This is a genomic window from Fibrobacter sp. UWR2, from assembly GCF_002210285.1.
Lineage (GTDB): Bacteria > Fibrobacterota > Fibrobacteria > Fibrobacterales > Fibrobacteraceae > Fibrobacter.
The window spans coordinates 134,539-160,981 of record NZ_MWQE01000002.1; the positions used below are offsets into that span (position 1 = coordinate 134,539).

Consider the following 26,443-nt stretch of genomic DNA (forward strand, 5'->3'; position numbering starts at 1 on the left):
ATAAAAAACGGGCTTGGCCCAAGGAGATTTAAAATGGAAAAGAACAACTTCAAGACCGTAAATCTTGGCAAGGGCGTCGTGGAAATCTACGATTTCGGCGCGGTCAAGCTGCATGCCTACAAGACAAACGACCTGATAACCGACGAATGTTTCTTGCTGGAAAAGGGCGGCAAGATGTTCATGGTCGAAGCCCCCTGTTTTTTCGACAACATTAGGGAACTGGAAGCCTACATCAAGGGCCTTTCGGTAGAATTCGTGGGAACGGTGATTGCCTACCATGGCGCGGGCGCGACCTTCATGAAGGATGCTCCCGTGTACAGCACCCGCCATGCCGACGAATACAACCATAACGGAGGCGGTGCGGCCCTGGTCAAGAATTTCACGGCGGCTTTTGGCGATGCTTTTGACAACTCCATTTACGCGACGACAGAATTTATCGAAGGTGAGACTTTGAATCTCGCGGGCATCGACATGCGCATTGTCGCGACCCAGGAGGCATTCGATATCGAATTTCCCGAAATCAACGTTGTCTACACCCACATGATGGGCCACGACGTCCATTCCATCGTGGCAGGGAGCAAGCACGCCGATGCCATCATCGCACAACTTACGGACTACATCGACCGCGGGATTTCCCTGATTCTCACGTCGCACTACACGGTGGAAAACCTGGAAGATGCCCGTGCTAAAATCCAGTACCTGAAGGTGATGAAGAATATCGCCCTCAAGAACGTGAACCCGGCGGCATTCAAGAGCGCCATGAAGCAGGAATTTACGAACTACTCCGGCGAAAATTACCTGGACATGACGGCGGGAATGTTCTACAAATAGACCAAGGTGCGTGTGAACGCAGGCAACAATTGTTAAATTGCGGATTATGAAAGTCAGCGTTCGTTTTACGGCAGCGGTCCACACCTTGCTTTGCATCCACTTCTTCGAGGGGGCGGAGCGGGTGACCTCGGAATTCATATCGGGCAGCACCGGCGTGAATGCGGTCATCATCCGCAAGGTTCTTTTGCAGTTGCAAAAGGCGGGCCTGGTAGAGACGGCTCCCGGCGTAGGGGGCTCTCACCTTGCACGTCCTGCAGACAAGATAACGCTCCTGGATGTCTACAAGGCCATCAACGATAACGACGAAGAACGGATCGTCTTCAGTTTCCACCCGGAACCGAATCCGCTGTGCCCCGTAGGCAGGAACATCCATCGCCTGTTGGACCCAGCCCTGAATTCGGCGCAGACGGCTCTGGAAAGGGAGCTGGAAAAGACGACATTGAACGGACTCGCCGCACAACTCAAGACCGCCCCTGAACCGTCCGGGAGGAAACATGAACCAAGCAGAGCGCAGACTATTCCTGATAAAGTATCTATTGGCGGAAAGTCCCAGGTACAGCGGCACGACCATCCCCGCGGACGCTGAAGGGCAGAAATTCCTGTTGCGCGCCTTGATGAACGTGCGGGAGGCCGCCCCCGCAAGCGATGAATTCTACAGGATTCAGGACGAATACCTGCAGGAATCCATCCGTGACCGCGGAATAACGGATGTCGCGGACATCGAAAGTGTTGGCAGGCGGTTCAGTGCGGGTGCGCCGGACTTGTTTGGCGATTCCCTGTTTTTGTGGCGCGGCGACATCACCACCCTCAGGGTAGATGCAATCGTAAACGCGGCAAACAGCGGCATGACGGGATGCTGGCAGCCTTGCCACAGCTGTATTGACAACTGCATCCACACTTTCGCGGGAGTTCGTCTCCGTAGCGCTTGCGACGCCCTGATGAAACGGCAAGGGCACCCCGAACCTACGGGACAGGCGAAAATCACGCCGGCCTACAACCTGCCCTGCAAATACGTGCTGCACACGGTGGGGCCAATCGTGGGCTACGGCCTTACGGAACGGGACTGCGAGTTGCTGGAATCGTGCTATAGAAACTGCCTCGATGTTGCGGCCCAGAACGGTGTGGAATCTATAGCCTTCTGCTGTATTTCTACAGGTGTATTCCGTTTCCCGCCGGAACGTGCCGCCCAAATCGCGGTGGATACGGTGCTGGAATGGAAACGCCGTACGCAAAACCCCATGAAGGTTGTCTTTAACATTTTCAGCGAAAAGGACGAGGCTATCTATGCGCGGATTTTCGAAAAATTCAATGGATGATTTTTCTGCCGAAGTATCGAGACTGAAAAAGGCGCTGGCAAGGGCGGATGCCGTCGTCGTGGGCGCGGGCGCCGGACTTTCGACATCGGCGGGATTTACCTATTCCGGGGAACGCTTTGTCAAGTACTTCGCCGACTTTTCTGTAAAGTACGGCTTTTCGGACATGTATTCCGGCGGCTTTTTCCCTTACGGCACACCCGAAGAAAAGTGGGCTTTCTGGAGCCGCTATGTCACGATAAACCGCTACATGGCCGCCCCGAAACCCGTCTACGAAAATCTCCTGAAAATCCTACGGGATAAGGATTACTTTGTCCTTACCACCAACGTGGACCATTGTTTCCAGAAAGCGGGCTTTGACAAGGAACGGCTCTTTTACACCCAGGGCGATTACGGGCTTTTCCAATGCAGCAAGCCGTGCCACCCCTGCACCTACGACAACGAAAAGCAGATTCGTGCCATGTTCGACGCCCAGGGATTTTCAAAAGAGACGGGCTTGTTCGGCGCCATGACCGTCCCTGCGAAACTGTTGCCCAGGTGTCCCATTTGCGGCCGCCCCATGTCCATGAACCTGCGTTCCGATTCCACCTTCGTAGAAGACGACGGCTGGCACCGTGCCGCAAAACGTTACCGCGAATTTCTCGACAGATGTAACGCCATGCGCGGCGGAAACGTGTTGTTCCTGGAACTGGGCGTAGGCATGAACACCCCCGGAATCATCAAGTACCCGTTCTGGCAAATGACCGCCCTGAATTCGAACGCCACCTACGCCTGCATCAACTACGGACAGGCCTACGCTCCCGACGACATCGGAACCCGCTCGGTAAGCATCGACAGCGATATCGGCGAGGTGGTGACGAAACTTCTTTGATGAAGGATTTGACGAATCACTCGAATAATTTCATTTCAAAGGAGATGTCGCCGCGGTCGTAGGGGAATTTTTCCTTGTCGACGGGGATTTCTGCAAAGCCGAATTTTTCATATAAGTGAATTGCGTGTGTGCATCTTCGGTTGGAAACGAGAACGATGCTTTTCGCCTGTTTTTCGCGGGCGTACTCGATACAAGCCTTGAGGCAGGCGCTGCCCGCACCGGTTCCCGTGTACATGCCCTTGGCGGCGAATTTCATGATTTCCCATTCCCCTGCACTGCGTAGGGCGACCATGCAGCATGCCATTACGTTGTCGCTGTCGTCAACGGCGAAAAAGATTTCCGCACCTGCCGCAATGGCGGTCTCAACACTTGAAAGTTCGCGTTCGTCTTCGGGTTCCACCTTGAACATGGATGAAATCCACGCCAGGTTCATTTCGACAAAGTCTTTGCAGTACTTTGGGTTGTAAGGAACAATTTTCATGTTGACAATATATAAATTTCCGGACCGTAAAATCGTTAATTCTAGCCGTAATTTTGCTATTGCGTCCATGCGGAGTTTTGCTTAATTTATAGACAAAACGATAAAAGGAAACGCTCTATGAAAAAACTCGCAAGAATTTTCATTCCCGTCTTAACGCTCGCGCTTGCCCTGCTCTCCTTGGTGGGCTGTGCCGAGCGCAACAGGACTGACCAGAACGCCGATGCGGATTTCTCGAAAAAAGGCGATGTGCTGGTGGTGTATTTCACCTGGTCTGGGCACCTGCGGAGCATGGCGCACTGGATTGCCGACGAAGTCGGAGCTGATTACGCCCGCATCTTGCGCAAGGAAGAATACCCTGTTAGCTACAACGAAACAGTCGATGTCGCCAAAAAGGAAAAGGACGGAAATATTTATCCCGAGATAAACCTTTCCTTGAGCGACGAAGAAATGAAACGTTACAAGACGGTGTTTGTCGGCTTTCCGGTCTGGTGGTACGACGTGCCGATGCCCGTGATGACATTCCTGAAGCAGGCGAACTTGCAAGGCAAAAACGTCTATGCGTTCTTCTCTCACGAAGGGTCGTCCGATGGTGCAGGGAGCCTTCCTACACTCGAAAAGTTGATGCAGGCGAAGGGTGCTGCATTCGACAAGAAAACCGCCCTTTCTGTGCGCGGAAGCAAGGTCAAGGATTCCGAAACCGTTGTCCGCGAATGGGTGAAGGCGCTCTCGAAATAATAAACGAGGTCAAATCTTGATTTTTCGTCTAGACAAAATAGCGCTTCGTTGGATGGTGGTTTTGGCTTTTGCCTGTGCCACGGGTTCCGCTGCTGTCGAAGCAGATTCCGCAGTAACCTCGGCGAGTGTCGATAGAGTTCAAAAACTTTCCCCGTTCGATTACCTGGGTCACAACATGTTGCTGAGTGCGTTCGGCTGGCCGCTCGGGTTCCACATGCTCGGTGGAGCGCTTACGTACAAGTTCTCGATGGAAAACAACGACCTGATGGTGGCCCGATTTGCGGCCCGTCAGGACCAGCTCGCGTATGGCATCGCGTTCACTCCCGGCATGATGATGGGGACGTTCTTCCCGATACTCGTCCCCGGTTATATGTACTTCATTAGCGACAATCGCGCGCTGAACAACACCGGTGCCGTCGCCGTGCAGGCTACCGCCGTGGCTTTCCTCTACAACAACATCCTCAAGGCGATTTCGGGCCGTGAACACCCTGACGCAGAACTCAACAGCGGCGAGCGTTCCCGCGATTTCAAGTGGGGGTTCTTCAGGCGCGGAGTCTTTTACGGCTGGCCCTCGGGACATTCCATGACAAACGCGGCCATGGCCATGAGCATCGCAAGCTACAACCGCGACAAGCCTCTCGTCGTGGCGGGCTGCGCCCTGTATGCGGGCTACATCGCGACAAGCATGGTGCTCGGCGCAAAAGGGGAGGCCCACTGGTTCTCCGACGCCGTCGCGGGCTCCCTGATGGGAGCCTCCATCGGCTGGTACATTGGCAGCGTGTTCTACAAGGAAAAAGTCGGCGAAAAGCAGACCCCGCCCAAGGTCACCATCGCCCCGCTATTCTTTGACGACACCAAAGGCGCCGTGCTCAGCGTGAGAATATAAGCCAAACGCCTGGTACACAACCTTGTGGACCACAACCTTGTGTACCGATGGAAGAGGAAAAAATGCATAAACCACTTGACAATCGCGTTCTGATAATTTTATTGGAAAATGTCTCTTGCGTCGCCAGCCCCGAAATGTTAGAAAATACAATCAAGAATCTCTTTGCAAGATTCAATTGTCGCTTCAAATGGAACATCTTTTGCAAACGAAGTTTTTTTTGCATAGTTCTTCCATCGAGTTTGAAGAATGTCGCTCTTTGAAATTTCTTCTAGAAGCAAAAGAGCTTCTTCTTTTTTAAAAGGCGTTTTGCGGTATTGGCAAGTTGTTTCAAAAGATTTCTTCAAGTCAGGAATATTGATGTTATTCCTTTGCAATTGATTGATGATATAGATGTCGTAATAATCTTTGCAGCGGCTATTGAGCAGGCCTCGGAAAAGAATGGTTTGAAGTTTTTCAGCAACAACCGTTTCTAGGTTGTAGGCTCGGAACGCAATGGTTTCATGGCTGAAGAGGCTTTGGTAAGAGTATTCGATATCTTTTGGTGTAATTGGATCGCCCGTGGCAACATCGACATGGAAACTTTGTCTGACATTCTCTAGGCGTCCCGTCAAAAGGATGGAAAATCCGCCGTAGGCGTCTTCATCACGTATTGGAGAAATATCACTTATTTCAAAAGAGATAGAATCGTCTGCATCGATTGCGATGATGTCAGTGAAAATTTTCCTCAATCTATTCTCGTCCATAGTTTCCCTTCTCAAAAGGAAATCAATGTCGGCGGTGTAGCGGTTCTTTACGCCGAGCAATGTAGCGAGATAGAAACCGCCCTTGAAAACAAACTTGTTGGCGTATGTTGACTTGGCCAATCTTGAAATGAATGCATCAAAGAAGAACGATACTAGCAAGACGTTGGCGTGAACGTTCATTTCTTTGGAGAGGTTGTTGATTCTCGCTTGCAGGGAATTCTTATTAATCTTCATTCAGTACCACCGTCATAAGTTCCGCCACTTTGTTCTCTATTTTCAATATTTGGGCGTAATGGAGTAGGTTGCGGGTATTCTTGTCTTTTGATTTTGCGTAAAGCCTGAGCGCTTTGCCGTAAATTTCTGCATCGATCTTTCGGCTGTTCTTGATGATGTCGCAAAGCGTTCGTTCCGTATCGTAGCATTCCACCAGATGTCCAAGCGAAGTCTTGATTTTGCAAATTCCAAGCCTGTAGGTTTCATCGCGAGAATCTGTGTGGATTGCGACGGAAGGGTTCGGAGAAAATGGCCTATAATTCTTGGGCCCGGTTACCTCGAAATAATCGGGTAGGCGGTCTGTTAGCCCATGCAAGAATAGTGCGGAAACGTGTGAAAAGATGAATCTGGGATACTTGTATTGAAAAACAAGGTAATCGTCCCTGATCCATTGCTCCTGGGCGTAAAAACCCTTATCTATCTTGACAAGGCCCTGCTTTCGCACGAAATCGGTCAAGAACCACGAAGGAATCTTGTGGGTGTCGACTTGCTTTCGCGTGATGTAGCCGCTGTTCGCGTTCAGCATTTTTTCCAGTTTCTTCTCGTTTGTTTCTTGCATTTTAAACCAAATATATAATAAAATGGTTGAAAAAGCAAGTTTTTATTTCTTTTACCCGCTACAGAACATTAAAGACGCCAAAATCCCCACGAAAATCAGAAACGGCAGCACTTTCAACAGCAAGGTAATGGCGCAGGCATCCCCTGCGTCGCCAGCCCCGAAAAGGGCCAAAATCCCCAATACTATAAGGAATGTCGTCAGCATAGAACCTCGCGAAAAAAGCAATTTTAGCCAAAATTCGCCTTTTTTCGTTAATTGTGCTCATTTTACCCCCTTTTTAAGGCTAAGACATTCTTTGTCATGTACTTTTATTTAAATTAAAAGCACATAGGGTTTTTACTCTTGTTCCTGTAATCGAAATCGCCAAAATTTCAAATCCAATAGGAACAGGGTGAACGCTCGCGCACATTTGTGCGCGAGCTGTTTGCACTTGTCATTGGAAAGGCTTTGGCGAGCCTCGATTACGACATGCAGATGGCTCGCGCTTTTCTTTTTCCAAAAAATCGCGAAATCTGCTATCGGCACTAGAGTGAAATCTAGTCGAGGTTTTATTGATTGGGCCGACGTTTGTATTGCGATATCAGGTCGAGGTTTGTCTAACCTCGCGTTTAGGTTCGTTTATGCATAAATTCTTCGGTCTCCGTTCCCACAACATTTTCTATTACGCATATTGGAGTTCTCATGGCAAAACGTTCCCCAGAACAAGAAACGGCTGAAGAAATCGTTCTAAACGAAGACCAGCTTATTTGCATCTTGACCAATAAAATTGTCAAGGCGACCGAAAAAGAACGGAACTTGCAATATATGATTCAGATGATGTCAGAAGAATATGGCTTTGACATGTCTGACTTGCAAAGGGACTTCCAGATAGCGTTTGAAAACGACGAAGGCAAGAAACGCCGTGTCAAAATAGACTTGGCGGTCTTTGAAAACGGTCGTGAGCATGATCAGGCAAATTTGATTCGTGCAGTTGTTGTTGCAAAAGATTCTAAGGTGAAAACAAATGACGCCAAGGCAGGCGTGCATATTGTTCTGGATGATGTACTTTCCTATACGAATTGTGACTTTGGGTGCTGGACGAATGGCGAGGATTTGGCGTTTGTCTCGAAGGCCGAGGATGCTTTCGGTCAAGTTGAAATTGAGGACATTTCCGATTTCCCGGCAGCTGGTCAAACTTTGGAAGATTTGGAAAAGGCGGGTGACCACGCGATGCCGCGAAAACCCGCCAACGAATCTTTAGTGAAGGCTTTCAAGCGTTGCCACGATTACATCTATGGTAACGAAGGAATGAAGAAGACTGCTTTCTGGGAATTGCTGAATTTGATATTCTGCAAACTCTATGATGAAAAGAGACGCTTTACAGATGCTCGTGAAGGGAAATCTTATCGTCGCCAATTTTGGGTGGGTGTCAAGGAACAGAATACGCCTGAAGGTCAGAAGGCTGTTGCCGATAGAATTAAGGGGATATTCCGCAAATTGAAAGAAGATGGCTTGTATAGCGATGTCTTTGATGGAAACGAGTCTATCAACTTGTCTGATCGTGGCTTGGCCTTTGTTGCGGCGGAACTTTCCAAGTATTCTTTTTTGGACGCTACTGTTGATGTGAAGGGAACTGCTTACGAAACCATCGTTTCGAATACATTAAAGCAGGAAGCGGGACAGTTCTTTACTCCAAGAAACATCATCAAGTGCATGGTGGAAATGTTGGACCCTGACGAAAATACTCGCGTTCTTGACCCTGCATGCGGTTCTGGAGGGTTTATTGTGATGGTGTTAGACCATGTTCGCCACAAAATTGCGAAAAACATTTGGCCGGAATTAGATGATGTTCGCTTGGAAGCGAAATGCAATTCGGAAAAGGTTGAAGAGAAAGTTCGCGAATATGCGCAGAACATGATTTTCGGTTTCGACTTTGACCCCGATTTGAAGAAAGCGGCAAGGATGAACATGGTGATGGCTGGCGATGGTCACGCCAATGTGTTCAATATTAATTCTCTTGACTATCCGAAAGGTTCAAAACCCGATGTTCCTAAGGTTGCAGAAAAAGTTAACGAAAGTATTGCTGTAAGTAAGGATAAAAAGTTCAAGTTTGAAACGGCTGACGATAACGCTCAGGGTAAATTCGATATGATTTTCACAAATCCGCCTTTTGGTTCAAAGGTGGAAGTTGATAAGGAAATAGCGGATCGCTATTACTTAGGCCGTGAATTGGGGAGTAACGCTCCCGAAGTTCTTTTTATCGAAGCTTGTTATAATTTCTTGAAACCGGGTGGAAAGATGGCGATTGTCTTGCCGGATGGCATTCTTGGCAATCCGAATATGGAAGAAACGCGAATTTGGATTTTGAAGCATTTCAAGTTGTTAGCGTCTGTAGATTTGCCGGTGGAGACATTCTTGCCGCAGGTCGGTGTGCAGGCTTCGCTGTTGTTCTTGCAAAAGAAAACTGCCAAGGAACAATTGATTCCTATCGATGATGAAGATTACGATGTGTTTATGGCAATTGTGGAACATGTCGGCAAGGACCGTCGCGGTGTTCCTATTTACAAGAGGGATGATGACGGAGCAGAACTGCTTTTTGACAATGTAAAGAAATGGCTGACTCGCGACGAACGCGGTCGAGAAGTAGTCCGTGAGCGTAAGGAAAGAATCAAAAAAATTGATGACGACCTTCCTGAAGTTGTAAATGCGTATGCAAAATTTAAGGAAGCGCATAAATGAAAATTTCCAAGATAAAAACACGAGTATTCAAATCGAATGGCTTTCGTATCGATGCCTCTTTCCATTTGAGTGATGGTGTTGTTGTTCGCAGAAAGATTGCTGCTTCGCCATATAAAATTATGAAAGTTGGCGATGCTGCTAACCAAATATTCTACGGCAATAGAGCGAAACGTGTATATGTCCAAAAACGTGAAAATGGGATTCCGTTTTTGAGTAGTTCTGATATTTTACAGGCCGATCTTGAAAATGTCAAACTAGCGTCAAAGAAATACACTCCGTGTATTGAACAGATGCGACTGCAAGAAGGGTGGATTCTGATATCTCGTTCTGGAACTATAGGTAATACGGCCTGGGCTACTAAGCAACATGCTCAGAAGCTAGCTTCTGAGCATGTTATTAGGATAGATCCTAATAACATCCTCAGGGCGGGTTTTGTCTATGCGTATCTATCGAGTTCTTATGGACATTCCTTGTTGACGCAGGGAACCTTTGGTGCGGTTATTCAGCATATAGAGCCTGATTTTGTTGCATCTTTGCCTATACCACAGTTTCCTGCAAAGTTTCAAGAAAAAGTAGATAATTTAATTAAGGAAAGTGCCCGTCTCCGCGAAGAAGCGAATAGATTCTTAAACGAGGCTGTATCTGAATTTGAAAAGTGCTTAAATCCTGAATGTTATAAGAGAGAATTTTGCACATCTACTGTTTCTACAAAGCAGATCTTGAAAAAATTTAATCGATTAGATTCACATTATCAAATTGCACAAAAGGAATTTGTTAAAAGACGTAAAAGAGGTCTGAGATACGAAAAAATAGGCCCGAAGGCTGAAAAAATATTTGTAGGCAATCGGGGAAAAAGACTTTATTCTAAAGAGGGGGTTCCTTTTTTGTCTTCGTCTGATATGATGTTGTTTAACGCTTTGCGTTACTCCAAAAATATTAGCGTAAATACCCCTTCACTAAAAATGATGCAAGTTCATAAGAATGAAATATTAATTTCTCGATCTGGAACCGTTGGAAATAGTGTTTTAATTGGTGATTTGTTAAATAAGAAGGCCGTTTCAGAACATGCATTGCGATTGCTGCTAGATGAACAAAAGATAAAACCATCGTATGTTTTTGCTTATTTGAATACTGAAGAAGGTCGAGAATTGTTGCAATCTCTTGCTTATGGTTCGGTAATCGTTACTTTGGGTGAAGATTTTGTTGCTGATATTGATTTGCCCATTTTAGATGAACAAATTCAAAGAAAAATTATCCAAAAAATTAACGAATATGTTTGGGCTAGTGATTCTGCAGCTGAAAAAGAATCTTTGGCTATTTCTCTAGTTGAAAAAGAAATTGATGGTTGGAAAGTATAACTTCTGTTAGAAAAGGTTTTTATATGGCTCAAGTAAAATTCCCTGTTCATAGCGATGGTTTTGTCAATGCAGGCGAAAAACGCCTAATTGATTATTTGCAGAACAATCTTCCTGCCGATTATTGGATTGTTCCTAACGGAGAATATGCCAATAAAAATCCACAGGGTCTTGTGGCTAGCAGCGAATACGACTGCATCGTTGTTGCTCCTCATGCCATTTACCATATTGAAAATAAGGATTGGGGTGGCAATCTTCAAGGTGATGATTATGCGTGGTTTGTAAATGGGGCCGAACGAAAAAATCCGTTTGTGGCTGCAGAACGTAAAACACGCATCTTGGCTTCTATGTTAAGGTCTCATAACCATTTGTGGGGCGGGGCCTTCGTACAGACTGCGGTAACGCTGAGTTTTCCGGGCCAGTCAAAAACAGGTATTGACCATTACAGCAAATCGTATGACCAGATTTTTTTGCTAGAAAAACCGCTTATTGATTTTATTAAAGATAACGCAAAAGTCCGTAAGGCTCCAGATGCTATAAAAGCATATCAGAAAGACATTGTCGATTTTTTAACTGGTAGTGCATCGGTTGCACAATATCGTCGAAGAAGAAAAGTCCTTCTGGACTATCAAATCATCGAGGTTTTGCAAGAGACAGATTCGTTTACGGAATACTTGTGTAAGGCAAAGTTCTTTGCAGATAGAAAGTATAAAATTAGAGAGTATCCGCTGGATTACGCGGAAAAGTCCAAACAAGAACTTGATACTATTCGCAGAAAGGCCGAAAATGCCAAGTATGTTCATGAAAAACTTGGTTTCCGCGGAAACATTATTCCGTGTGAAAGTATTCTAAGCGAAGACGGTTGTTTTTATTATGAAAAAAGCCTGTACATGGAAGAATCTACGTTACGGGCTCATATAAAAAAGAAGACTTTGACCGACTTGGAAAAAATCCAGATTGTTCTCGATATTGCAAACGCCCTAAAAGAAGCGCATTCTGAAGGAATTTACCATCGTGATGTTTGCCCAGAGAATATCTATGTAACAAACTCTGGGGCAGCCCTTGCGAATTTCAGACTTTCGTGGTTTACCGAACATCAGACAATGGGTTACACTGTCGCAACCGAACTTGTGCCGACGAAAGATTCTCCCTATGTTTCTCCTGAACAAGATGACAATGATGTCAGTGCATCTAGCGACTTGTTCTCTTTAGGAGTAGTCTTTTACGAACTGATGACGGGTAAGTTGCCATTTAATGATTCACAGTCTTTCAGGGTGCATGGTGGAAAACTAGATGAATCGCTGATGCCATCCAAGGTAATTTCTCAATTGCCACCATGGTTCGATGAACTGGTGCGAAAGACTGTTGTTGTTGATGTCAATAATCGTTTTGCCTCCGCTGAGGAAATGATTGAGTTTATCAACATCAACTTAAAGCCTGCTGCCCAGGAATCTATTCGCAAAAAACAGGCCGAGTCTCCCATTGCTAATCAAACGCAAAAGAAAATTGAGGATTTGAAACCCGGTGATCAGGTGACTCCGGAGATTGTCTTGTATGAACCGCTGGGGAAAGGTGGTTTTGGCCGTGTTTTTAAGGCAAAGCAGACGTTACAGAACAAATTTTACGCCATCAAAATTTTTGACAGAGATTCTTCTGCACAAGAAACGATAAATGAGTACCAGACACTCAATAAATTGTCTCACGATAATATCGTAAAGTTCATTTACAACGGAATAACCACTCAGGGTTTCTTCTATACGTTAATGGAACTACTTGAGGGCGACAACTTGAATAAGTTTGTCGAAGGTGATTTGAAGATGACCATGAACGAACTGTATAAAATGGTTTGTCAAATCCTTTACGCTCTCAAGTACATGCAGGAACAAAATCCGCCGATGTACCATCGTGATGTCAAACCCAATAATATCATTTGGGATAAGTCCTCTCGATATGTGCTGATAGACTTTAACATATCATCCCAAATAGACGATAAGGCTTTTGCAGGAACATATCCTTATCTGGCTCCAGACTTGATTCAGGGGAGTTCTGTTATCAACTGGGATTGCTCTGCAGATACTTTTGCTCTTGGAGTATCAATTTATCAGTTAATTGCTCATGCATATCCCTGGCAGGGAAAAAATAATCAGCCTATCGTTGGCGTAGAGCCTGCAGATATTGCGCAATATGCAGAAAGACTTTCTCCAGAATTTGCAGCATTTGTCATGCGTTCTATCAAGACTGACAAAGCGGAAAGATTTGCGAATGCCGCAGAAATGCTTGCCGCTCTTGAAAAAATTGGGCTGAACGGAATGCTTAAGGAAACGGAAAAAATAATCCGTTTAGATTCCGATGGCAAAAGAACCGATTATGTAGATTATCTTAATACCCTTTATAGCCAGAGTAGTCATGGCAATAGTGGTGTTGTCGCCAAATCAAAAACGACTAATAGTTTTGATGATTTGACCTATATCGAGACAAAGTTGGATAAACGCCTCATTGACGATATCACGAACTTGAAATACAAACTGGTTGTAATTACCGGTAATGCAGGTGATGGTAAGACTGCATTTATCAAGCAAATAGAAAGCCGTAATGCTCCCGTGCAGGCTAAAACCGTCGGTAATGGCAGCACGTTCACCATCAATGGCGTGAAGTTTGAAACCAACTATGATGGCTCACAGGATGAAGATACAAAGCTGAACAATGATGTTTTGAATTCTTTCTTTGAGCCGTTCTTTGATTTGGATGATTATACCAAGGCTTCGGAAGGTCGCATTATTGCTATTAATGAAGGCAGGCTTGTAGATTTCCTCAGCCAACAACCAAGATTAAAGAAGTTTGAAACAAACATTGAGGAATTCTTCTTCAACGAAGGCCATGTAGAGTTGCTCCCCGGATTAATTGTAATTAATCTCAATTTGAGGTCGATTACAGCAAGAGAAGGCGATTCTCAGAGTTTGTTGGGCCAGCAAATTCAAAAGATGGTTGCAAGCGAATTGTGGACAAAATGCGAAGGTTGCCCTGTTGCAGAAAAATGCTTTATCAAGTATAATGCAGACACTTTCAGGGATAGTAGTGTTGGTCTTGAAGTGACGAACCGTCTGGAATGGTTGCTACGCACAATAGTCTATAAACGCGAATTGCATGTGACAATGCGTGATTTACGTTCAATGATTGCTTATATGCTTACACGTGATTATTCGTGTGAACAAGTGAAAAAGCTTATCGATATTGTGCAAACGGAAGGATTGCGGAGCTATTATTGGCAATACTATTATTTCAATATTACAGCACCGGCAATAAAGCCGAATGTCGCCTCCTTTGATTTACCGACATTGGATTCTAATGACCGTTTAATTCGCATGCTGCGAGAAACGGATATTGCCGAAGTGGCTTGGCCTGCAGTTGACCGCGATTTGTATTATAAGGAGAAAACTTCGGAAAATTACTTACTGTTTAGTGATAGGAAACAGAACCTCATTGATGACTTTAATGCGGTAGGGATGAAACCGATTTGGCAAATGGATGATGAAAATGAACGTAATGAAATTGAATGCGTACAGAAGGTTTTTGTTCGACATCAATATTTTGAAGGCAACCTCAAATTCAAACGTCGCTTGCCGTATCGCTACATTACAGATTTTTACGAATCTCTACGTGATGAAAGTGCTGACAAGTTGGCTGAATCTAAACTGAATTTGGCAAAGGCTATTTCCATTAGCGAAGGTTGCGAAAATGCGGAATTGTCAAAGGCTCATCTTCTTTTGGCCAGCTCGCAGTCGAATGATCCGATATCAAAAAGTTATCGAAGATTCCCGATTGATGAATTTGAATTGTATGTGAATAAAACAGACCATTTGACACAATATGTTGAATATGAAAGTGACAGTTTTATTTTTAGGCATAAAGCTGAGAAACATATTCAATTGACGGTTTCACTTGATTTGTACGAAATGCTCAAGTTTATCCAGAATGGTTTTAGCCCGTCTGTAAACGACTTGCAAGGGCGATTTATTGAATTGCAGGTGTTCAAGAATCTGTTGCAGAGTAAGACTTACAAGGAAATTATTGTCACCAAGAATAATCAGAAGTTTACCATTATTCGTCTTGACGAGAATAAACATATTGTGTTCGAATCCTTAAAGCAGGAGAATAACTAGTATGATGTTGAAATTGAAAAAAGGTACAGTGATATTCCGTAATCCTCAAATTTTTGCTGTTGATACTAAGTTGGTTGTTCTAGAGCGTGTTTTGACAAAATTGTTCATGCTTATTTATACAGATGGAGTTTCTCTAACGCTGAAGGTTAAAAAGGAGCATGATGTAAAAACATTAACTGAATATGTTGAATTGCTGGAAAAAGATGGGTTAGTTTCTAATGCCGAAAAAAATTTTGACGCAGTTGAAGACTGGCTACGTAGCAATCTACTTGAAATGGTTTTCCGAGGCAACGTCATTAAGGAAAAAGTATGTAGTCTTAAACCAATGCATTTGCTGAGTTTTAGAATTCAAAATCTAAAGTATTGCCGCGACTATAATACATCGGACCAGTTGTATCTTATGTTACGAAGCTGTCCAGAGGTTCTTGCAGGGTTAAAGCAGTATCTTTGTAAAGGGTGGGATGTAAATAGTAATTCTCTTGTAAAATCTGCGGATCTTGACGTGGACACCGCAGGGATTCTTTATCTAGTTAAAGAACTGAAGGAAACAAAAACTCTTAATACAAAGGACACTCCTGAGCCATTGCTGAAAAAGCAATCTGATTTATTCAATGATGATGTTCGCCGTCTTCTTGTTTATCAAGAAAAATTACCAAGATCCGTATTTATTGAATACTTCAAGATTCTTTGTGGATTTCATCTCGCTTTATATACGATGAAACTTGTCTACCTTTTGCCCCAAATGGTCGATCAGGGGAAAATCGATGTCGAAGATGATTGGTCGATGATTGTTGATGTGACGGATAATTTGAATAGTAAGATTTCAAAATATGCTAAGGATGATTTTGAAAAGAACGAAAATAATTATCGTCGGTATATTAGAGCGACATACTCCATAGATGTTGTTCAAAATTGGCTTTCGAGAAATAATACAAAGGTGACTATCGCTCAGGTTCTTCAAAAGATTAAAGATGGGTTGAGCGAAGAATATTTTAATATCCGATTACAGGATGTGTTGAGCGATTTGCCTGATGTAAGCGAAAAGGAATTTGATAAAAAAGACTATGAAGAACAATTCAAATATTTTAAGGATTACTCTTCTTTCCAGAAATTTGTTTATTTATTAGAGTCTTCGAATTTAGGTTTTTCTCAATACAAATATCTTAGACAGTTTATTGATGCTGCAACAATGAAAAATTCGCCATCAAAATTACTTGCGGATGGCCGTTCCAGAAAATATCCGAGACGTGGAGCCTTAGGTTCAAAACTGCTGGAAACGCTGGTTCAAATTTTGGTTCTGGAACCTATTGATGGTGGAAATTATCAGTCCAAATCGTTGTCTATTGATGAATTGGCTCAACTGATCCGTTCTCGGTATGGCTTGATTATCAATGGCGTTGGCGATTCTCGATTCAAGAATGCAGACGTGGAAACATGTTCAGCATTTAAGGAAAATATGGATGCGTTCAAGAATAAGTTGCGGCAAATCGGTTTCTATACAGATTTGAGCGATGCTTGCTTATTGCAAAAAATTCGTCCCCGTTACAATTTTAACTAAGGTGTTGTCATGAGTATTCAGGAATTGTATTACGACAAGTTTCTCGGATTCGTTGTTTCTCGTTATGAGAAGACTATTAAAGAAGTTAAGCCGGGACACCGAATGAAAATTACAGGTTTGTCGCTTGACAAACTTCAGCGGCTGATTACGCCTTTGCGAGAGATAAACCCCTCCGTTAAGATGTTTATTCTTTCGGATTCACTTTCGGGTGATGATTATGTCCATGCTTCGAAATTGATTGAACTCAGAAATGAAAGCCCCGATGCAATTCTTGCCTTAATTCCATCGGATAGTTCAACATCTGCTGAAGATTCCTATGGTGCGGCATTTCAGGAATTGTCTGTGTCGGATTTGCAAAAAGACTTTTTGGACTTCTTGCTTGCTAAAATTCCCCAAGATAAAACACATTTGTTCCAGATTTTTTTCAACGCTTTTGCTGAATTTAAACTATTTGCATCGGATGATTTAAGCAATTTAGTGAACTATTTGCTTTTTGTTAATTCCGAAAATTATTCTCTTGAATCGTGGGGCAATGGTCTCCAATTCATGGGAATGATTCCCGATTCAGATTTGGCGAAAAATGAACAGGATTTGAAGCGTTATTTCAAATTGAATTTTGAAATGTGCACATCTCTGCTTTGTGATTTTTCTTTAACAGAACTGGATCGCGTCAATAAGCTTCCTTTAAGCCCTGATTCCATTCAAAATGAAGTTATTGATTTCTTGACAAAAGAAAAAGATGTTCGTGATAGCATTGAACTTTGCAAAAGAATTTATGAGAAATATCCTAAACTTAATTTCTCTAGATGGAAAAACTATCTCACAGTTGCTGTAAACAAGAAAAATGTTAAGGTCTATGCTGATTTGGTGCCAGGGAAAAAAGATGGTGAAGAATTAATAAAAGACCCTACTGGAAATTTGGTGCTGAACATTAAGGATGGAAAGAAAAAAGGGAAAATCTCTTTTACAGTTGTTGTTGATCCGGCTCCAGCGCAAAACCCAGATATTATGGCGTTTGAAATATGCTTGATAAGGCGTGAAGACTTTACGTTGGTGGATACGCTAAAGAAAGCGAAACTTGGTGCCAATCGAAAAAGTGCCAAACGCAAAATGTCCGTTAATATTGAAAACGAAGCATACGAATCCGGTGATTATATGCTTCGTGTCAATGCTATTGACGAAAACGATGTTGTTCTTAATGTTGACAATGATTTTAAGGACGAAGAAAAACAAAGTAAATGGGAGGAAGAAAAGGCTGAAAATCCGGAAAAGTCCAAAGAACAATTTCGATTGGATAATCAGGCTGCCTATTGTAATGAAACCGTTGTGTTTACAATAAACAATGCCGTATCTTCTGACGAACTTGAAGAGTCTGAAGAAGTTGAAAAAAGAGCGAAGGTCAATACATTTTTGCAGGGGTTCATCCGTCAACGAGTATCGCTGTTAGTGAGCGATAAAGAAATTGAACTGGATGAATACGATGAACCCAAAAATGGTTGGCAGCATGGTTCCTTGAATGACATTTTCCAGTTTGATTTGTCGTCTAAATTTGCGTTCCAAATACAGTTGCCAAAGAAACTTATTGCCCTAGAAACATCCTTCTTAAAAAATCGAGATGCGTTTGGATATATCAATGCTACAGTCGGTGCGAATATAACTGATGTAAATTTGCAAAGTTTACGATTTAGCGCTTTGTCTCAAGATAAAATTCCAGTCGAATTAAAAAAATTAAGGTCTGAATTGTTTGAGGTTATTTCGCAGTCGGCAAAAGAAGATTCTGGCTTGCTTGAAACATTTGATATTGCAAATAACCAAGACTTGATTATAAATTATTTGGCGGAATATAATTCCTGGTTGGCTGATTTGTCGGCTCAGAATCTTTCGGAAAGTGACTCTGTTGCCGTTCAGTTTATTGATATGGTTAAATTGGAGGTGGAACTTCCTAACGGGACTTACACCGATGTTTGCCTTATTTCGCCTTTGCATCCACTTCGTTTGGGTTGGATGGTAAATCTATGGGGTTTGTTCCAAAATTGGGAAAACAGTACAAAAGAGTTTGATGCATACCGGAAATCTTGGACAAAAAAGCTGGACCAGCTTTTCTATGGCAAACTGAAAATGGATGTAGCTCCATTAATCTTGGCTGATGAAAAGTTGCAAGACCCGTATCAATATATTGGTGAAATAACATTTGGATGGGGAATTTATTCTCGCCCCGCAATAAGCAAGGATAAGTCTTTGTCTTCTGATGCAAGGCAAATAAAGGCTTATACATCGTCCTTGCTCAATATCTCCAGCGATAAGATTATTGACAGCGATGTTAGTGCTGAATTGGTGGAAAAATACATCAACCGATTTGCCAAATCGCATCCTTATGCGAAAAAATTGGTTCTGAACTTGTTCAATGCGGGTGATGCGATTTCTTTTGTAAATGCCTTGAAGTCAATTGAATTGAAAAACTCTGCATTGACTTATGAAATAAGAATCTTTTCAGAGTCGAATTTGATAAAATCTGGAAGCGCTCTTCGAGAACTTATAAATCCGGAATCCAATGTCGCCGAAGGTGCGGAGGCCTTTTCGCAAGCATCGCGTAATCGACTTTTTCCAAAAATACGTTTCTCCTTGAATGATACGCAGCAATTTATTCAAGACCCGAACCATTATCAAGCCCATATTTCGTTCTTGATAAATCCGTTCCAGATTCAATCATCTTTGGTGCGACCCAATAAATTAGATCGATCTTTCTACTTGAATTCCTTGATTTGCCGTAGCGTAATTGCGTATGAGGAAAATGGTGGCGACTCCACGTGGTATCGCTATATATCTGAAAAAATCTTGCCGAATCCTGTAGAGGAATTTGCTAACACAGAAGTTGATTTGTTGAAAAACATTCAAAATTTGGTGGGTAAGATAATGTCTAATACCATAGACAGTTCGTTGCCTACGACAACATTAGTTTTGAAGGAATCCGACCGTGTTCTCCTTAATTTGGTTCACGATGTTTCTGATTGGGTGGTGACATTCGATAAGAACATGGGGCCTGAATTCTTCGACCTTCCGGCAAATTCGGGAGAAAATCAAAAGATTCCTTATTTGCTGGACTATATTCCAGGACAAGAATCCGCAGGAACATCAGCTTTCTTGACTTCTAAGCCCACAAGTGAAATTGAGGGGCTAATGAAGCCAATGTTTAGCGAGTATGGAATTGATTTGTCTGGCAATGAACAGTTCTTGGAATTACTTGAAGATGTAAGAACTGTTAGCAGTTCTCTCATAATGCAAGCAGGAACGACGAAAAATAAGGCTTTTGAAGTTTTAGGGACGACCCTGACAAAGCGGTTCTTGAAGAAGAAAGGTTTGTTAAACGAGGCTTTTATTATCCCTATCGATTTGCATCAAGAACTGTTTGCGGATCTTGATACGGGCGATCGTGAACGTGCTGACAATTTGCTTGTAAATATTGATGTTGAATCCAAGGAAATTGTATTTACCGTTGTTGAAATAAAGTGCAGAAAATCTCTGAGTGAAAGCGAAGAAAATGACTTGAAATGTAAAATACAGGCTCAACTTATCAATACTGTGTCTGCTTTGCAACAACGATTTGGTAAACCGTTAGATGGTAGTCCAGAGAGATTGGATAGAGAACTCCAGATTTTGGAATTAGTTGATTTGTTGAGTTTCTATATCAAGAGGTCTCAGCGCTATGCACAATTAGACCCGATTGTTGCTGAAGAATATTTGGTATTCTTGTCAGAATTGGAAAAGTTGGATTATAACCTAAAGTTCAAGCAAATTGGTGTGATATATAACTTTAGCCAACATGAACGCCAAAAGAAATGTTTTGAAGGCGATAGTTGCATTTTTACGATGGGCGAATCTGTTATTGGAGAAATTCTGGGCGACAATGCAACACTGAATACAGAACGATTGAAGCAACTTGATAACGATAAGGAATTCTGTGATGCGTTTGAACCGAATCGTAAAGAAAATATTGTACGGATTAGAACTTTGCGAGATGGTGGCATTTTGCCTGAAGACCGTCAAGAAGAACCTGAATCTGATGATGTTGAAATTGCCAATGAAAAAGATGAGAATGCTAGTACGGCGGTAATTGAAGCTCCTACAGATTTCATTCCGAAAGAAATAGAATCAGCGACTTTAGAGGAAGAACCGATTCAACCAGAATCCCTTTCAAAGGAAACTCAGGAAAAACCTGCTGCGGAATCAAAATCTGTGGCTGATTTTTCGCCTAAGGAAAAAGCATCTAGTGATGAGAACATTCAGGAGAATGTAGATAGTAATTATGAACCTCCTGTTTGTGATGTATTGATTGGTAAAACAGATGCGGATACTCCACAATATGGCATTATTGGAAAAACTGTAGATAACAAACGATTAATCGGTATTGATTTGAATGAATGCAATACTGTCAGTTTGTTCGGTGTTCAAGGGGCTGGGAAGAGTTATACAATTGGAACTGTTGCAGAAATGACTTTGAAACAGTTTAGTAAAGTGAATAAGTTGCCTGCACCTCTTGCTAGTGTCATTTTCCATTATAGCGAGAGCATGGATTATGCCCCTGAGTTCACATCAATGGTTTATCCAAATGATGACGAAAGACAGCTTGCTCGTTTGAAACAAGAATATGGTGCCGAAGCAGGATCTGTAAAAGATGTAATACTTCTTACGCCTGAAAGCCAAGTCGAAAAAAGAAAGAGCGAATACCCTGGCATAGAAATTGCGCCAATTGGGTTTGCTGCCTCGGAATTGAATGTCGCTGATTGGATGTTCCTGCTTGGAGCTATAGGCAACGAGTCCACATATGTGAAAGAACTAAAGCAGATAATGAAGGCATGTCGCCATGATATGACGCTAACAAACATTAGGATGGGCGTTAATCAGAACGCATTCCTGTCAAGTTCTCAGAAGAATTTGGCTTTGCAAAAACTGAAGTTTGCCGAAGACTATATTTTGAACGATAGTTTGCTTAAACAATATATGCGTCCTGGTCGCTTGATTATTGTGGATCTGCGTGATGAATTCATTGAGAAGAATGAAGCGCTAGGATTATTCGTTGTGATGCTCAATATATTTGCAAGTGTCAAGGCCGTTGATGGTAAACAGTTTAACAAATTCATTGTTTTTGATGAAGCCCATAAATACATGAATGACAAGGACCTTGTCGCCTCTATTACTACGGCAATTCGTGAAATGAGACATAAAGGTGTGTCCATTATGATTGCTAGCCAAGATCCGATGAGTTTGCCAAGTGAAATTATTGAACTTAGTTCTATTGTGATAATGCACAAGTTTAGTTCGCCTGCGTGGGTAAAACATGTCCAAAAGGCGATTACGGCTTTACAAACATTGACGCCTGCAGCGATGTCTTCACTCTCATCTGGTGAAGCATATTTGTGGGCAAACAAAGCTACGGATAGGGCATTTACGCAAAGGCCCGTGAAAATATCGATCCGCCCCCGTGTTACTAAGCATGGTGGCGATACGATAAATGCGGTAAAGTAAAGAATTTATGAAAAAAGAGAAAGCCTATGTCTAAATCCCTAGAAAAATTTAATGTATCCATCCAAGATTCAAAGAATCTTTTAGATATGTTTGACAAACAGAGTAAATCAAATCCTGAAAATGCTGAGGTGTTGAAACGTGCCGGACTTGTCATGGCTTTTACGGCATGGGAAACATACGTGGAGGATCGCTTGACGGAGTCCTTGTCGCTGCAGATGAAGTTGATAAAAGGATGCTCGTTAGGAGATTTTTTCCAAAAGAAATTAGATGAAGAATTAAAACGATTCAATACGCCGACATCCGACAAAACAAAGAAATTATACAAGGATTTCTTGGGAATTGAAGATGTAACGGAAGGCTGGAAATGGAGTAATTATGAGCCCGCCAAATCGCGAGAACAATTGAACAAATGGATTGCCTTGCGTGGTGAGATTGTGCACCATGCAAAAGGTGTTTCGACAAATCCGCAACCTCACATTGTAAAGAAAGATGATTTGTCCAAATGCATTACCTTTTTAGAAGGACTTGTAAAAACTTTTGATGCATATGTAGAAAAGGTCCTTTGATATATATGGATAAAGAAAAACTTATAAAGGCAATCAATCAAAAAGGGTTGCGTAATAGTCTCATTTCTATTTATTACAACATAGGAAGAACGTTGCCGTTCCGTGCGCAGCGCTTTCCTGATGGTCGGGTTTCCGATTGGTATCGGTCGCAGTTTGTTGAAGTCCATGAGGTAAAGCCTGGTGGTAAAGGCGGAAAGTACGGTTACGCCTATGGATTCTATTTCAGGAATGGAGAACGCGCGGATGCTACGGAAAACAACCCCGAGCAGAGTTGGTGCAAAACGAGTGATACCGAGCCGCAGGGGATTCCGTGTGCCGCTTGTGGTTCATGGGTGCTTCTAGATATTCTGGGAGAAGCGACATCGGAGCCTACAAAAATTTATGGCGTAAACGATGTCTTGGAAGTCGGCAAGCATAAGGGAAAGACTTTGGCTGAAGTTATCCGCTCTGATTGGGGGTGGGTAAAGTGGGCTAAAGAAAATGCGGAACACATCTTTTTTGATATGGATGAAGTGGTGGAGGAAAGGAATAAAAGCATTAAGCCCCTTCATCCAGAAGATGTGTTGACCTATGGTAAGTATAAAGGGCAAAGTATTAGAGATATAGCCGATCTCGATATGAATTATCTAAAATGGCTTGCTGCTAATAACGATGACTTTGTCTTTGATTTCACAGAATTGTCCTAAAAGTGCGATATTTGCTTTTTGCGTTAGGGATAGTGACCCCTTGGGGCGGAGACTTGCAATGGAGATCCCCGCCTTCGCGGGGATGACAAGTGTAAGGCTCCGTTTTATGAGGTTGGGCGGGAACGGAGTGAACCGGGCAACCCATAAAATATAGCCCGGCCCACGCAAGTGGGAAACGCCCCCAAAAAGGCGATATTAAACGGTTGGCTATTTGACTTTTTGCCTCTATTTATATATTTTATAGGAAACTGGTCCCATTAAGGTGAAAGCAGGCTTCATGCCATGCGTTTCGACAGAAACCATAAAAGCGCGTGTTTTCACTATGCGTCCTGCGCATACTGAGCATGAAAATTAAGCATTTTGTGCATGCTCCGAAATTATTTATATTATGTTTAAAGCATTTCGGAGTGGCAAAATGAAACTCAAGTTTTTAACACTATTTTCAATCCTTGCGCTCGCTGCGAGCGTTTTTGCGGAGAGTGCCATGAGCAACATTACGGTAAACCTGCGCTATACGGGCAAGAACGGGGCGGCAAAGAAGTTCGCCGAAGAGATGGTCTCTAGCGGGACGGTGGCGAAAATCCGTGCCGAGAAGGGAAACATCCGCTACGAATATTTCCAGTCGCTGGACGATCCCGAGACCATCTTGCTGATTGACGCGTGGGAAAGCCAGGCCGCCATCGATGTGCACCATGCTTCGCCCATGATGAAGACGATTGCGAAACTCCGCGACAAGTACGACTTGAAAATGACTGTCGAACGCTACACGCCCGACAACACCATGCCCAAGACCGACGAAAAATTCATCAGGAAATAAGTCGCGACAATGCAATGCCCGCGCACTATTTCATTAACTTAACCTTGAAAAATTCCACGTTCATTTCGCGGTCGGCGAGCGGCACAATCTTGCGGTCCTTGGGAATGTCGTAATCGAACTTTTGGTCCGAAACGAACGTCAACAGCGAAGACTGCTCGATGAGCTTTGAAAAGCCCTTCACACTGTCGTGCTTGATGAAGGTGGCGTCGGGAATCTTCTTGCGCTTGACCTGCTCCCAGAAGCCTACGTTACTGCGCTGGATGATGGTTTCGCCCTTGAGTTCCCGGAGCCGGATGGACTTGCGCTTCGCAAGCGGGTGCTTTTTCGGGAGCGCAATCGAGAGCCGCTCCTGCATGTATTTTTCGGCGCGGTATTTCTTTGCACGGGGGGCCTTAAGCGTGATGCCGATATCCGCCGTGCCCTCGTTCAAGGCCTTCAGCACGCCCGCCTCATTGTCGATAATCTCGTAGGTGACCTGCGCACCGGGGTATTTTTCCTGCAGTTCCTGCACCATCCGCATGGCGGGGAGGATGGCCACCGACGCGATAGAGAACGTGCGCGTGGCACCCTGCGGGCTTACCTTTTCCATCATCTCGCCTTGCAAATCCATGATGCGCTTAGCGTATTCGGCGACTGTGCGTCCCTTCTCGTTCAGCTCAATGCGGTTCTTTTTGCGCTCGAAGAGCGGAGCACCGATTTCGTCTTCCAGCTTCTTGAACGCGCGGCTCACCGCCGGCTGCGAAGTGTAGAGCTTGTCCGCAACGGCCGAAAGCGTGCCATATTCCAGGAACCCGGCCAGCAATCGCAAAATGTAGGTCTCGACAAACATAAAAAGCCCCTTTTGGGGGAGAATATAATAAATCTGCTATGCGTCAAGTGAATAGTGGGGCTATTTTCACCAGTTCTCGTAGCGGTGTCCCGTATTTAAGGAGGCTATTTGCTTCATTTCGTCGTCTGTCAACTCGAAGTCGAAAATCGATATGTTTTCTGCGATGTGGTCAGGGTTCTTGGAGCCAGGAATGGCAATGTAGCCCGATTGCACATGCCAGCGCAACACCACCTGTGCAGCCGATTTCCCGTGAGCTTTCGCTATCTTTGCGACAACCTTGTTCCCCAAGACGTCTTCGGTGTGGCCGCGCCCGCCCAGCGGGTAATAAGATTCCACCACAGCGCCGTATCGTTTTGCGTATTCCTTGAATTCCGTGTTCTGGTAAAACACATGGTTCTCGTTTTGCACCACGGCAGGCTTGATTTCGAAATCGGCAAAAAAGCGCTTCGCCGTCTTTTCGGTGTAGTAATTCGAAATGCCGATGGAACGGATCTTCTTCGCCTTCACAGCACGTTCCATAGCCTTGTAAACAGCCTTGTCCTCGGCGTCGCTCCCGTGCTGGTGCAACAGCATCAAATCAATATATTCGAGCCCCAACCTTTCGAGTGAGTCGTCGATGTCTTCGTCCAGGGAACTGCTCCACGGCACCAGTTTCGATGTCACGAACAAATCTTCGCGCTTCACGAGCCCTTCGTCAATCGCCCGGCGGATTCCCTTGCCCACGGCTTCTTCGTTGTCGTAATATTTTGCCGTATCAATCAATCGATACCCGTTCTTGATGGCGACATAGACTGCGTCTTCAGCCACCTTGCCGCGCAAAGTCCAAGTGCCAAGCCCGAGAACCGGCATATCGAAACCCGAATTCAACTTGACCGTTGGGGCCGCCCCTTTGCTATTCTGCACGATCGAATCTCCTTTGTCCGAAACCTTCGGCACCGCCTGCGACGCAGCATCGCTCGAACACGCCACGAACAGGAAAACGAACAAGAAACTGAACCACCTCATGCCCTAAAAATAAACAAATCTCGCAACAAACCCAAATACTTATTTCGCATAAAAGATATGCTTTGAAGGCATGGGTGGGGGAAGTCTCCCCCTCGCTCTCCTTCGTTGGCTCCGTGACAAAGGTCCCTGAGCCTGCCGAAGGGCCGCTACCCCCTCTCCTAAGGGGCTCTGCCCCCTAAAACCCCCGCAAGGCGTGCGTAAAACAACCGTGCAAAAGTCCTATTTTCTTTACAAATCGGGCAAATAACGCCGTTTTTATCACAAAAAGGCACCCTTTTGTAAATTTATTGTTCCGTAAGGGCGATTTTAAGTTATTTTTAGATTGGACATATTAGAGAGTTTAGCTCTTGTTCTCTAAGTGAAATCTAGACAATTTCCATTGACTGAGAACGAGGCGAACGCTCACGCAGATATGCCGTTTTGCGGCGTATCTCGGTTTGCTGTACCAGCCCTCAAGGCTGGACTTTGGTCGTATAGGCCAAAAGCAACAGCCCTTTTGGGGCGTGGGTCGTTTGCGTTTATCAGTCAGAGGCA

Annotated in this window: 19 protein-coding genes and 1 pseudogene; 14 read left to right on the plus strand and 6 right to left on the minus strand. The window is 43.9% G+C overall.

Features of this window, described 5'->3' with window-relative positions:
- Window positions 1-33 precede the first annotated feature (33 nt).
- The 4 genes and pseudogenes from B7994_RS04765 (at window position 34) to B7994_RS04780 (ending at window position 3,015) form a co-directional block, all read left to right on the plus strand.
- Complete coding sequence (locus B7994_RS04765; protein WP_088637338.1) at window positions 34-831, plus strand: hypothetical protein; 798 nt, start codon at window positions 34-36, stop codon at window positions 829-831.
- A gap of 46 nt (window positions 832-877) precedes the next feature.
- Window positions 878-1,294: pseudogene (locus B7994_RS04770) on the plus strand (Rrf2 family transcriptional regulator); the annotation flags it as partial.
- A 31-nt stretch (window positions 1,295-1,325) separates the two neighbouring features.
- A complete protein-coding gene (locus B7994_RS04775) occupies window positions 1,326-2,147 on the plus strand; it encodes a protein-ADP-ribose hydrolase (RefSeq protein WP_088637340.1) in 822 nt (273 codons plus the stop codon).
- Window positions 2,140-3,015: a Sir2 silent information regulator family NAD-dependent deacetylase gene (locus B7994_RS04780; RefSeq protein ID WP_088637341.1), complete on the plus strand. Its 876-nt coding sequence runs from the start codon at window positions 2,140-2,142 to the stop codon at window positions 3,013-3,015. Before B7994_RS04775 ends, B7994_RS04780 begins: the two co-directional genes overlap by 8 nt.
- Window positions 3,016-3,031: 16 nt before the next feature.
- On the opposite strand, the gene B7994_RS04785 is transcribed toward B7994_RS04780, so the two are convergent.
- Window positions 3,032-3,496, minus strand: coding sequence for a GNAT family N-acetyltransferase (locus B7994_RS04785; protein WP_088637342.1), 465 nt, complete (start codon window positions 3,494-3,496; stop codon window positions 3,032-3,034).
- A gap of 117 nt (window positions 3,497-3,613) precedes the next feature.
- Between B7994_RS04785 and B7994_RS04790 the strand changes: the two genes are divergently transcribed.
- On the plus strand, window positions 3,614-4,231 hold the full coding sequence (locus B7994_RS04790; protein ID WP_088637343.1) for a flavodoxin: 618 nt from the start codon (window positions 3,614-3,616) through the stop codon (window positions 4,229-4,231).
- A gap of 61 nt (window positions 4,232-4,292) precedes the next feature.
- Window positions 4,293-5,117 (plus strand): phosphatase PAP2 family protein, encoded by an 825-nt coding sequence (locus tag B7994_RS04795; RefSeq protein WP_158213075.1) that lies wholly within the window; start codon window positions 4,293-4,295, stop codon window positions 5,115-5,117.
- Between the two features lie 137 nt (window positions 5,118-5,254).
- On the opposite strand, the gene B7994_RS04800 is transcribed toward B7994_RS04795, so the two are convergent.
- The 3 genes from B7994_RS04800 to B7994_RS14035 are packed head-to-tail and all read right to left on the minus strand — an operon-like array spanning window position 5,255 to window position 6,957.
- Window positions 5,255-6,094 (minus strand): nucleotidyl transferase AbiEii/AbiGii toxin family protein, encoded by an 840-nt coding sequence (locus B7994_RS04800; RefSeq protein WP_083597037.1) that lies wholly within the window; start codon window positions 6,092-6,094, stop codon window positions 5,255-5,257.
- Entirely contained in the window at window positions 6,084-6,692 is a 609-nt protein-coding gene (locus B7994_RS04805) for a hypothetical protein (RefSeq protein WP_144063754.1), read from the minus strand. The genes B7994_RS04800 and B7994_RS04805 overlap by 11 nt, the downstream gene beginning before the upstream one ends.
- Window positions 6,693-6,750: 58 nt before the next feature.
- On the minus strand, window positions 6,751-6,957 hold the full coding sequence (locus B7994_RS14035) for a hypothetical protein (RefSeq protein WP_158213076.1): 207 nt from the start codon (window positions 6,955-6,957) through the stop codon (window positions 6,751-6,753).
- A gap of 416 nt (window positions 6,958-7,373) precedes the next feature.
- Here B7994_RS14035 and B7994_RS04815 point away from each other — a divergent pair, with 416 nt between their 5' ends.
- From B7994_RS04815 to B7994_RS04850, 8 genes are all read left to right on the plus strand, one after another.
- Window positions 7,374-9,410 carry a class I SAM-dependent DNA methyltransferase gene (locus B7994_RS04815; protein ID WP_088637347.1) on the plus strand — a complete coding sequence of 679 codons (2,037 nt, stop codon included), beginning with the start codon at window positions 7,374-7,376 and terminating at the stop codon, window positions 9,408-9,410.
- A complete protein-coding gene (locus B7994_RS04820) occupies window positions 9,407-10,768 on the plus strand; it encodes a restriction endonuclease subunit S (RefSeq protein WP_088637348.1) in 1,362 nt (453 codons plus the stop codon). Before B7994_RS04815 ends, B7994_RS04820 begins: the two co-directional genes overlap by 4 nt.
- Before the next feature lie 23 nt (window positions 10,769-10,791).
- Window positions 10,792-14,925, plus strand: a complete 4,134-nt coding sequence (locus B7994_RS04825; RefSeq protein WP_088637349.1) for a protein kinase — start codon at window positions 10,792-10,794, stop codon at window positions 14,923-14,925.
- Window position 14,926: 1 nt separating this feature from the next.
- The gene (locus B7994_RS04830; RefSeq protein WP_088637350.1) at window positions 14,927-16,483 is read left to right on the plus strand and encodes a hypothetical protein; all 1,557 of its coding nucleotides are present in this window, start codon (window positions 14,927-14,929) and stop codon (window positions 16,481-16,483) included.
- A 9-nt stretch (window positions 16,484-16,492) separates the two neighbouring features.
- A complete protein-coding gene (locus B7994_RS04835) occupies window positions 16,493-22,006 on the plus strand; it encodes an ATP-binding protein (RefSeq protein ID WP_088637351.1) in 5,514 nt (1,837 codons plus the stop codon).
- 26 nt (window positions 22,007-22,032) lie between these two features.
- Window positions 22,033-22,572: a HEPN domain-containing protein gene (locus tag B7994_RS04840; RefSeq protein WP_088637352.1), complete on the plus strand. Its 540-nt coding sequence runs from the start codon at window positions 22,033-22,035 to the stop codon at window positions 22,570-22,572.
- 5 nt (window positions 22,573-22,577) lie between these two features.
- A complete protein-coding gene (locus B7994_RS04845) occupies window positions 22,578-23,258 on the plus strand; it encodes a hypothetical protein (RefSeq protein ID WP_088637548.1) in 681 nt (226 codons plus the stop codon).
- Between the two features lie 484 nt (window positions 23,259-23,742).
- Entirely contained in the window at window positions 23,743-24,075 is a 333-nt protein-coding gene (locus B7994_RS04850; RefSeq protein ID WP_072980505.1) for a putative quinol monooxygenase, read from the plus strand.
- Between the two features lie 25 nt (window positions 24,076-24,100).
- Here the strand turns inward: B7994_RS04850 and B7994_RS04855 are convergent, their stop codons facing one another.
- On the minus strand, window positions 24,101-24,904 hold the full coding sequence (locus tag B7994_RS04855) for a LysR family transcriptional regulator (RefSeq protein ID WP_088637353.1): 804 nt from the start codon (window positions 24,902-24,904) through the stop codon (window positions 24,101-24,103).
- A gap of 66 nt (window positions 24,905-24,970) precedes the next feature.
- Window positions 24,971-25,909, minus strand: a complete 939-nt coding sequence (locus B7994_RS04860; RefSeq protein WP_233143037.1) for an aldo/keto reductase — start codon at window positions 25,907-25,909, stop codon at window positions 24,971-24,973.
- Between the last annotated feature and the right edge of the window lie 534 nt (window positions 25,910-26,443).

Excerpts from the sequence above, each read along its gene's own strand:
- B7994_RS04765 (WP_088637338.1), top strand. The coding sequence starts at position 34 with ATGGAAAAGAACAACTTCAAGACCGTAAATCTTGGCAAGGGCGTCGTG.
- B7994_RS04775 (WP_088637340.1), top strand. The coding sequence starts at position 1,326 with ATGAACCAAGCAGAGCGCAGACTATTCCTGATAAAGTATCTATTGGCG.
- B7994_RS04780 (WP_088637341.1), top strand. The coding sequence starts at position 2,140 with ATGGATGATTTTTCTGCCGAAGTATCGAGACTGAAAAAGGCGCTGGCA.
- B7994_RS04785 (WP_088637342.1), bottom strand. The coding sequence starts at position 3,496 with ATGAAAATTGTTCCTTACAACCCAAAGTACTGCAAAGACTTTGTCGAA.
- B7994_RS04790 (WP_088637343.1), top strand. The coding sequence starts at position 3,614 with ATGAAAAAACTCGCAAGAATTTTCATTCCCGTCTTAACGCTCGCGCTT.
- B7994_RS04800 (WP_083597037.1), bottom strand. The coding sequence starts at position 6,094 with ATGAAGATTAATAAGAATTCCCTGCAAGCGAGAATCAACAACCTCTCC.
- B7994_RS04805 (WP_144063754.1), bottom strand. The coding sequence starts at position 6,692 with ATGCAAGAAACAAACGAGAAGAAACTGGAAAAAATGCTGAACGCGAAC.
- B7994_RS14035 (WP_158213076.1), bottom strand. The coding sequence starts at position 6,957 with ATGAGCACAATTAACGAAAAAAGGCGAATTTTGGCTAAAATTGCTTTT.
- B7994_RS04815 (WP_088637347.1), top strand. The coding sequence starts at position 7,374 with ATGGCAAAACGTTCCCCAGAACAAGAAACGGCTGAAGAAATCGTTCTA.
- B7994_RS04820 (WP_088637348.1), top strand. The coding sequence starts at position 9,407 with ATGAAAATTTCCAAGATAAAAACACGAGTATTCAAATCGAATGGCTTT.
- B7994_RS04825 (WP_088637349.1), top strand. The coding sequence starts at position 10,792 with ATGGCTCAAGTAAAATTCCCTGTTCATAGCGATGGTTTTGTCAATGCA.
- B7994_RS04830 (WP_088637350.1), top strand. The coding sequence starts at position 14,927 with ATGATGTTGAAATTGAAAAAAGGTACAGTGATATTCCGTAATCCTCAA.
- B7994_RS04835 (WP_088637351.1), top strand. The coding sequence starts at position 16,493 with ATGAGTATTCAGGAATTGTATTACGACAAGTTTCTCGGATTCGTTGTT.
- B7994_RS04840 (WP_088637352.1), top strand. The coding sequence starts at position 22,033 with ATGTCTAAATCCCTAGAAAAATTTAATGTATCCATCCAAGATTCAAAG.
- B7994_RS04845 (WP_088637548.1), top strand. The coding sequence starts at position 22,578 with ATGGATAAAGAAAAACTTATAAAGGCAATCAATCAAAAAGGGTTGCGT.
- B7994_RS04850 (WP_072980505.1), top strand. The coding sequence starts at position 23,743 with ATGAGCAACATTACGGTAAACCTGCGCTATACGGGCAAGAACGGGGCG.
- B7994_RS04855 (WP_088637353.1), bottom strand. The coding sequence starts at position 24,904 with ATGTTTGTCGAGACCTACATTTTGCGATTGCTGGCCGGGTTCCTGGAA.
- B7994_RS04860 (WP_233143037.1), bottom strand. The coding sequence starts at position 25,909 with ATGAGGTGGTTCAGTTTCTTGTTCGTTTTCCTGTTCGTGGCGTGTTCG.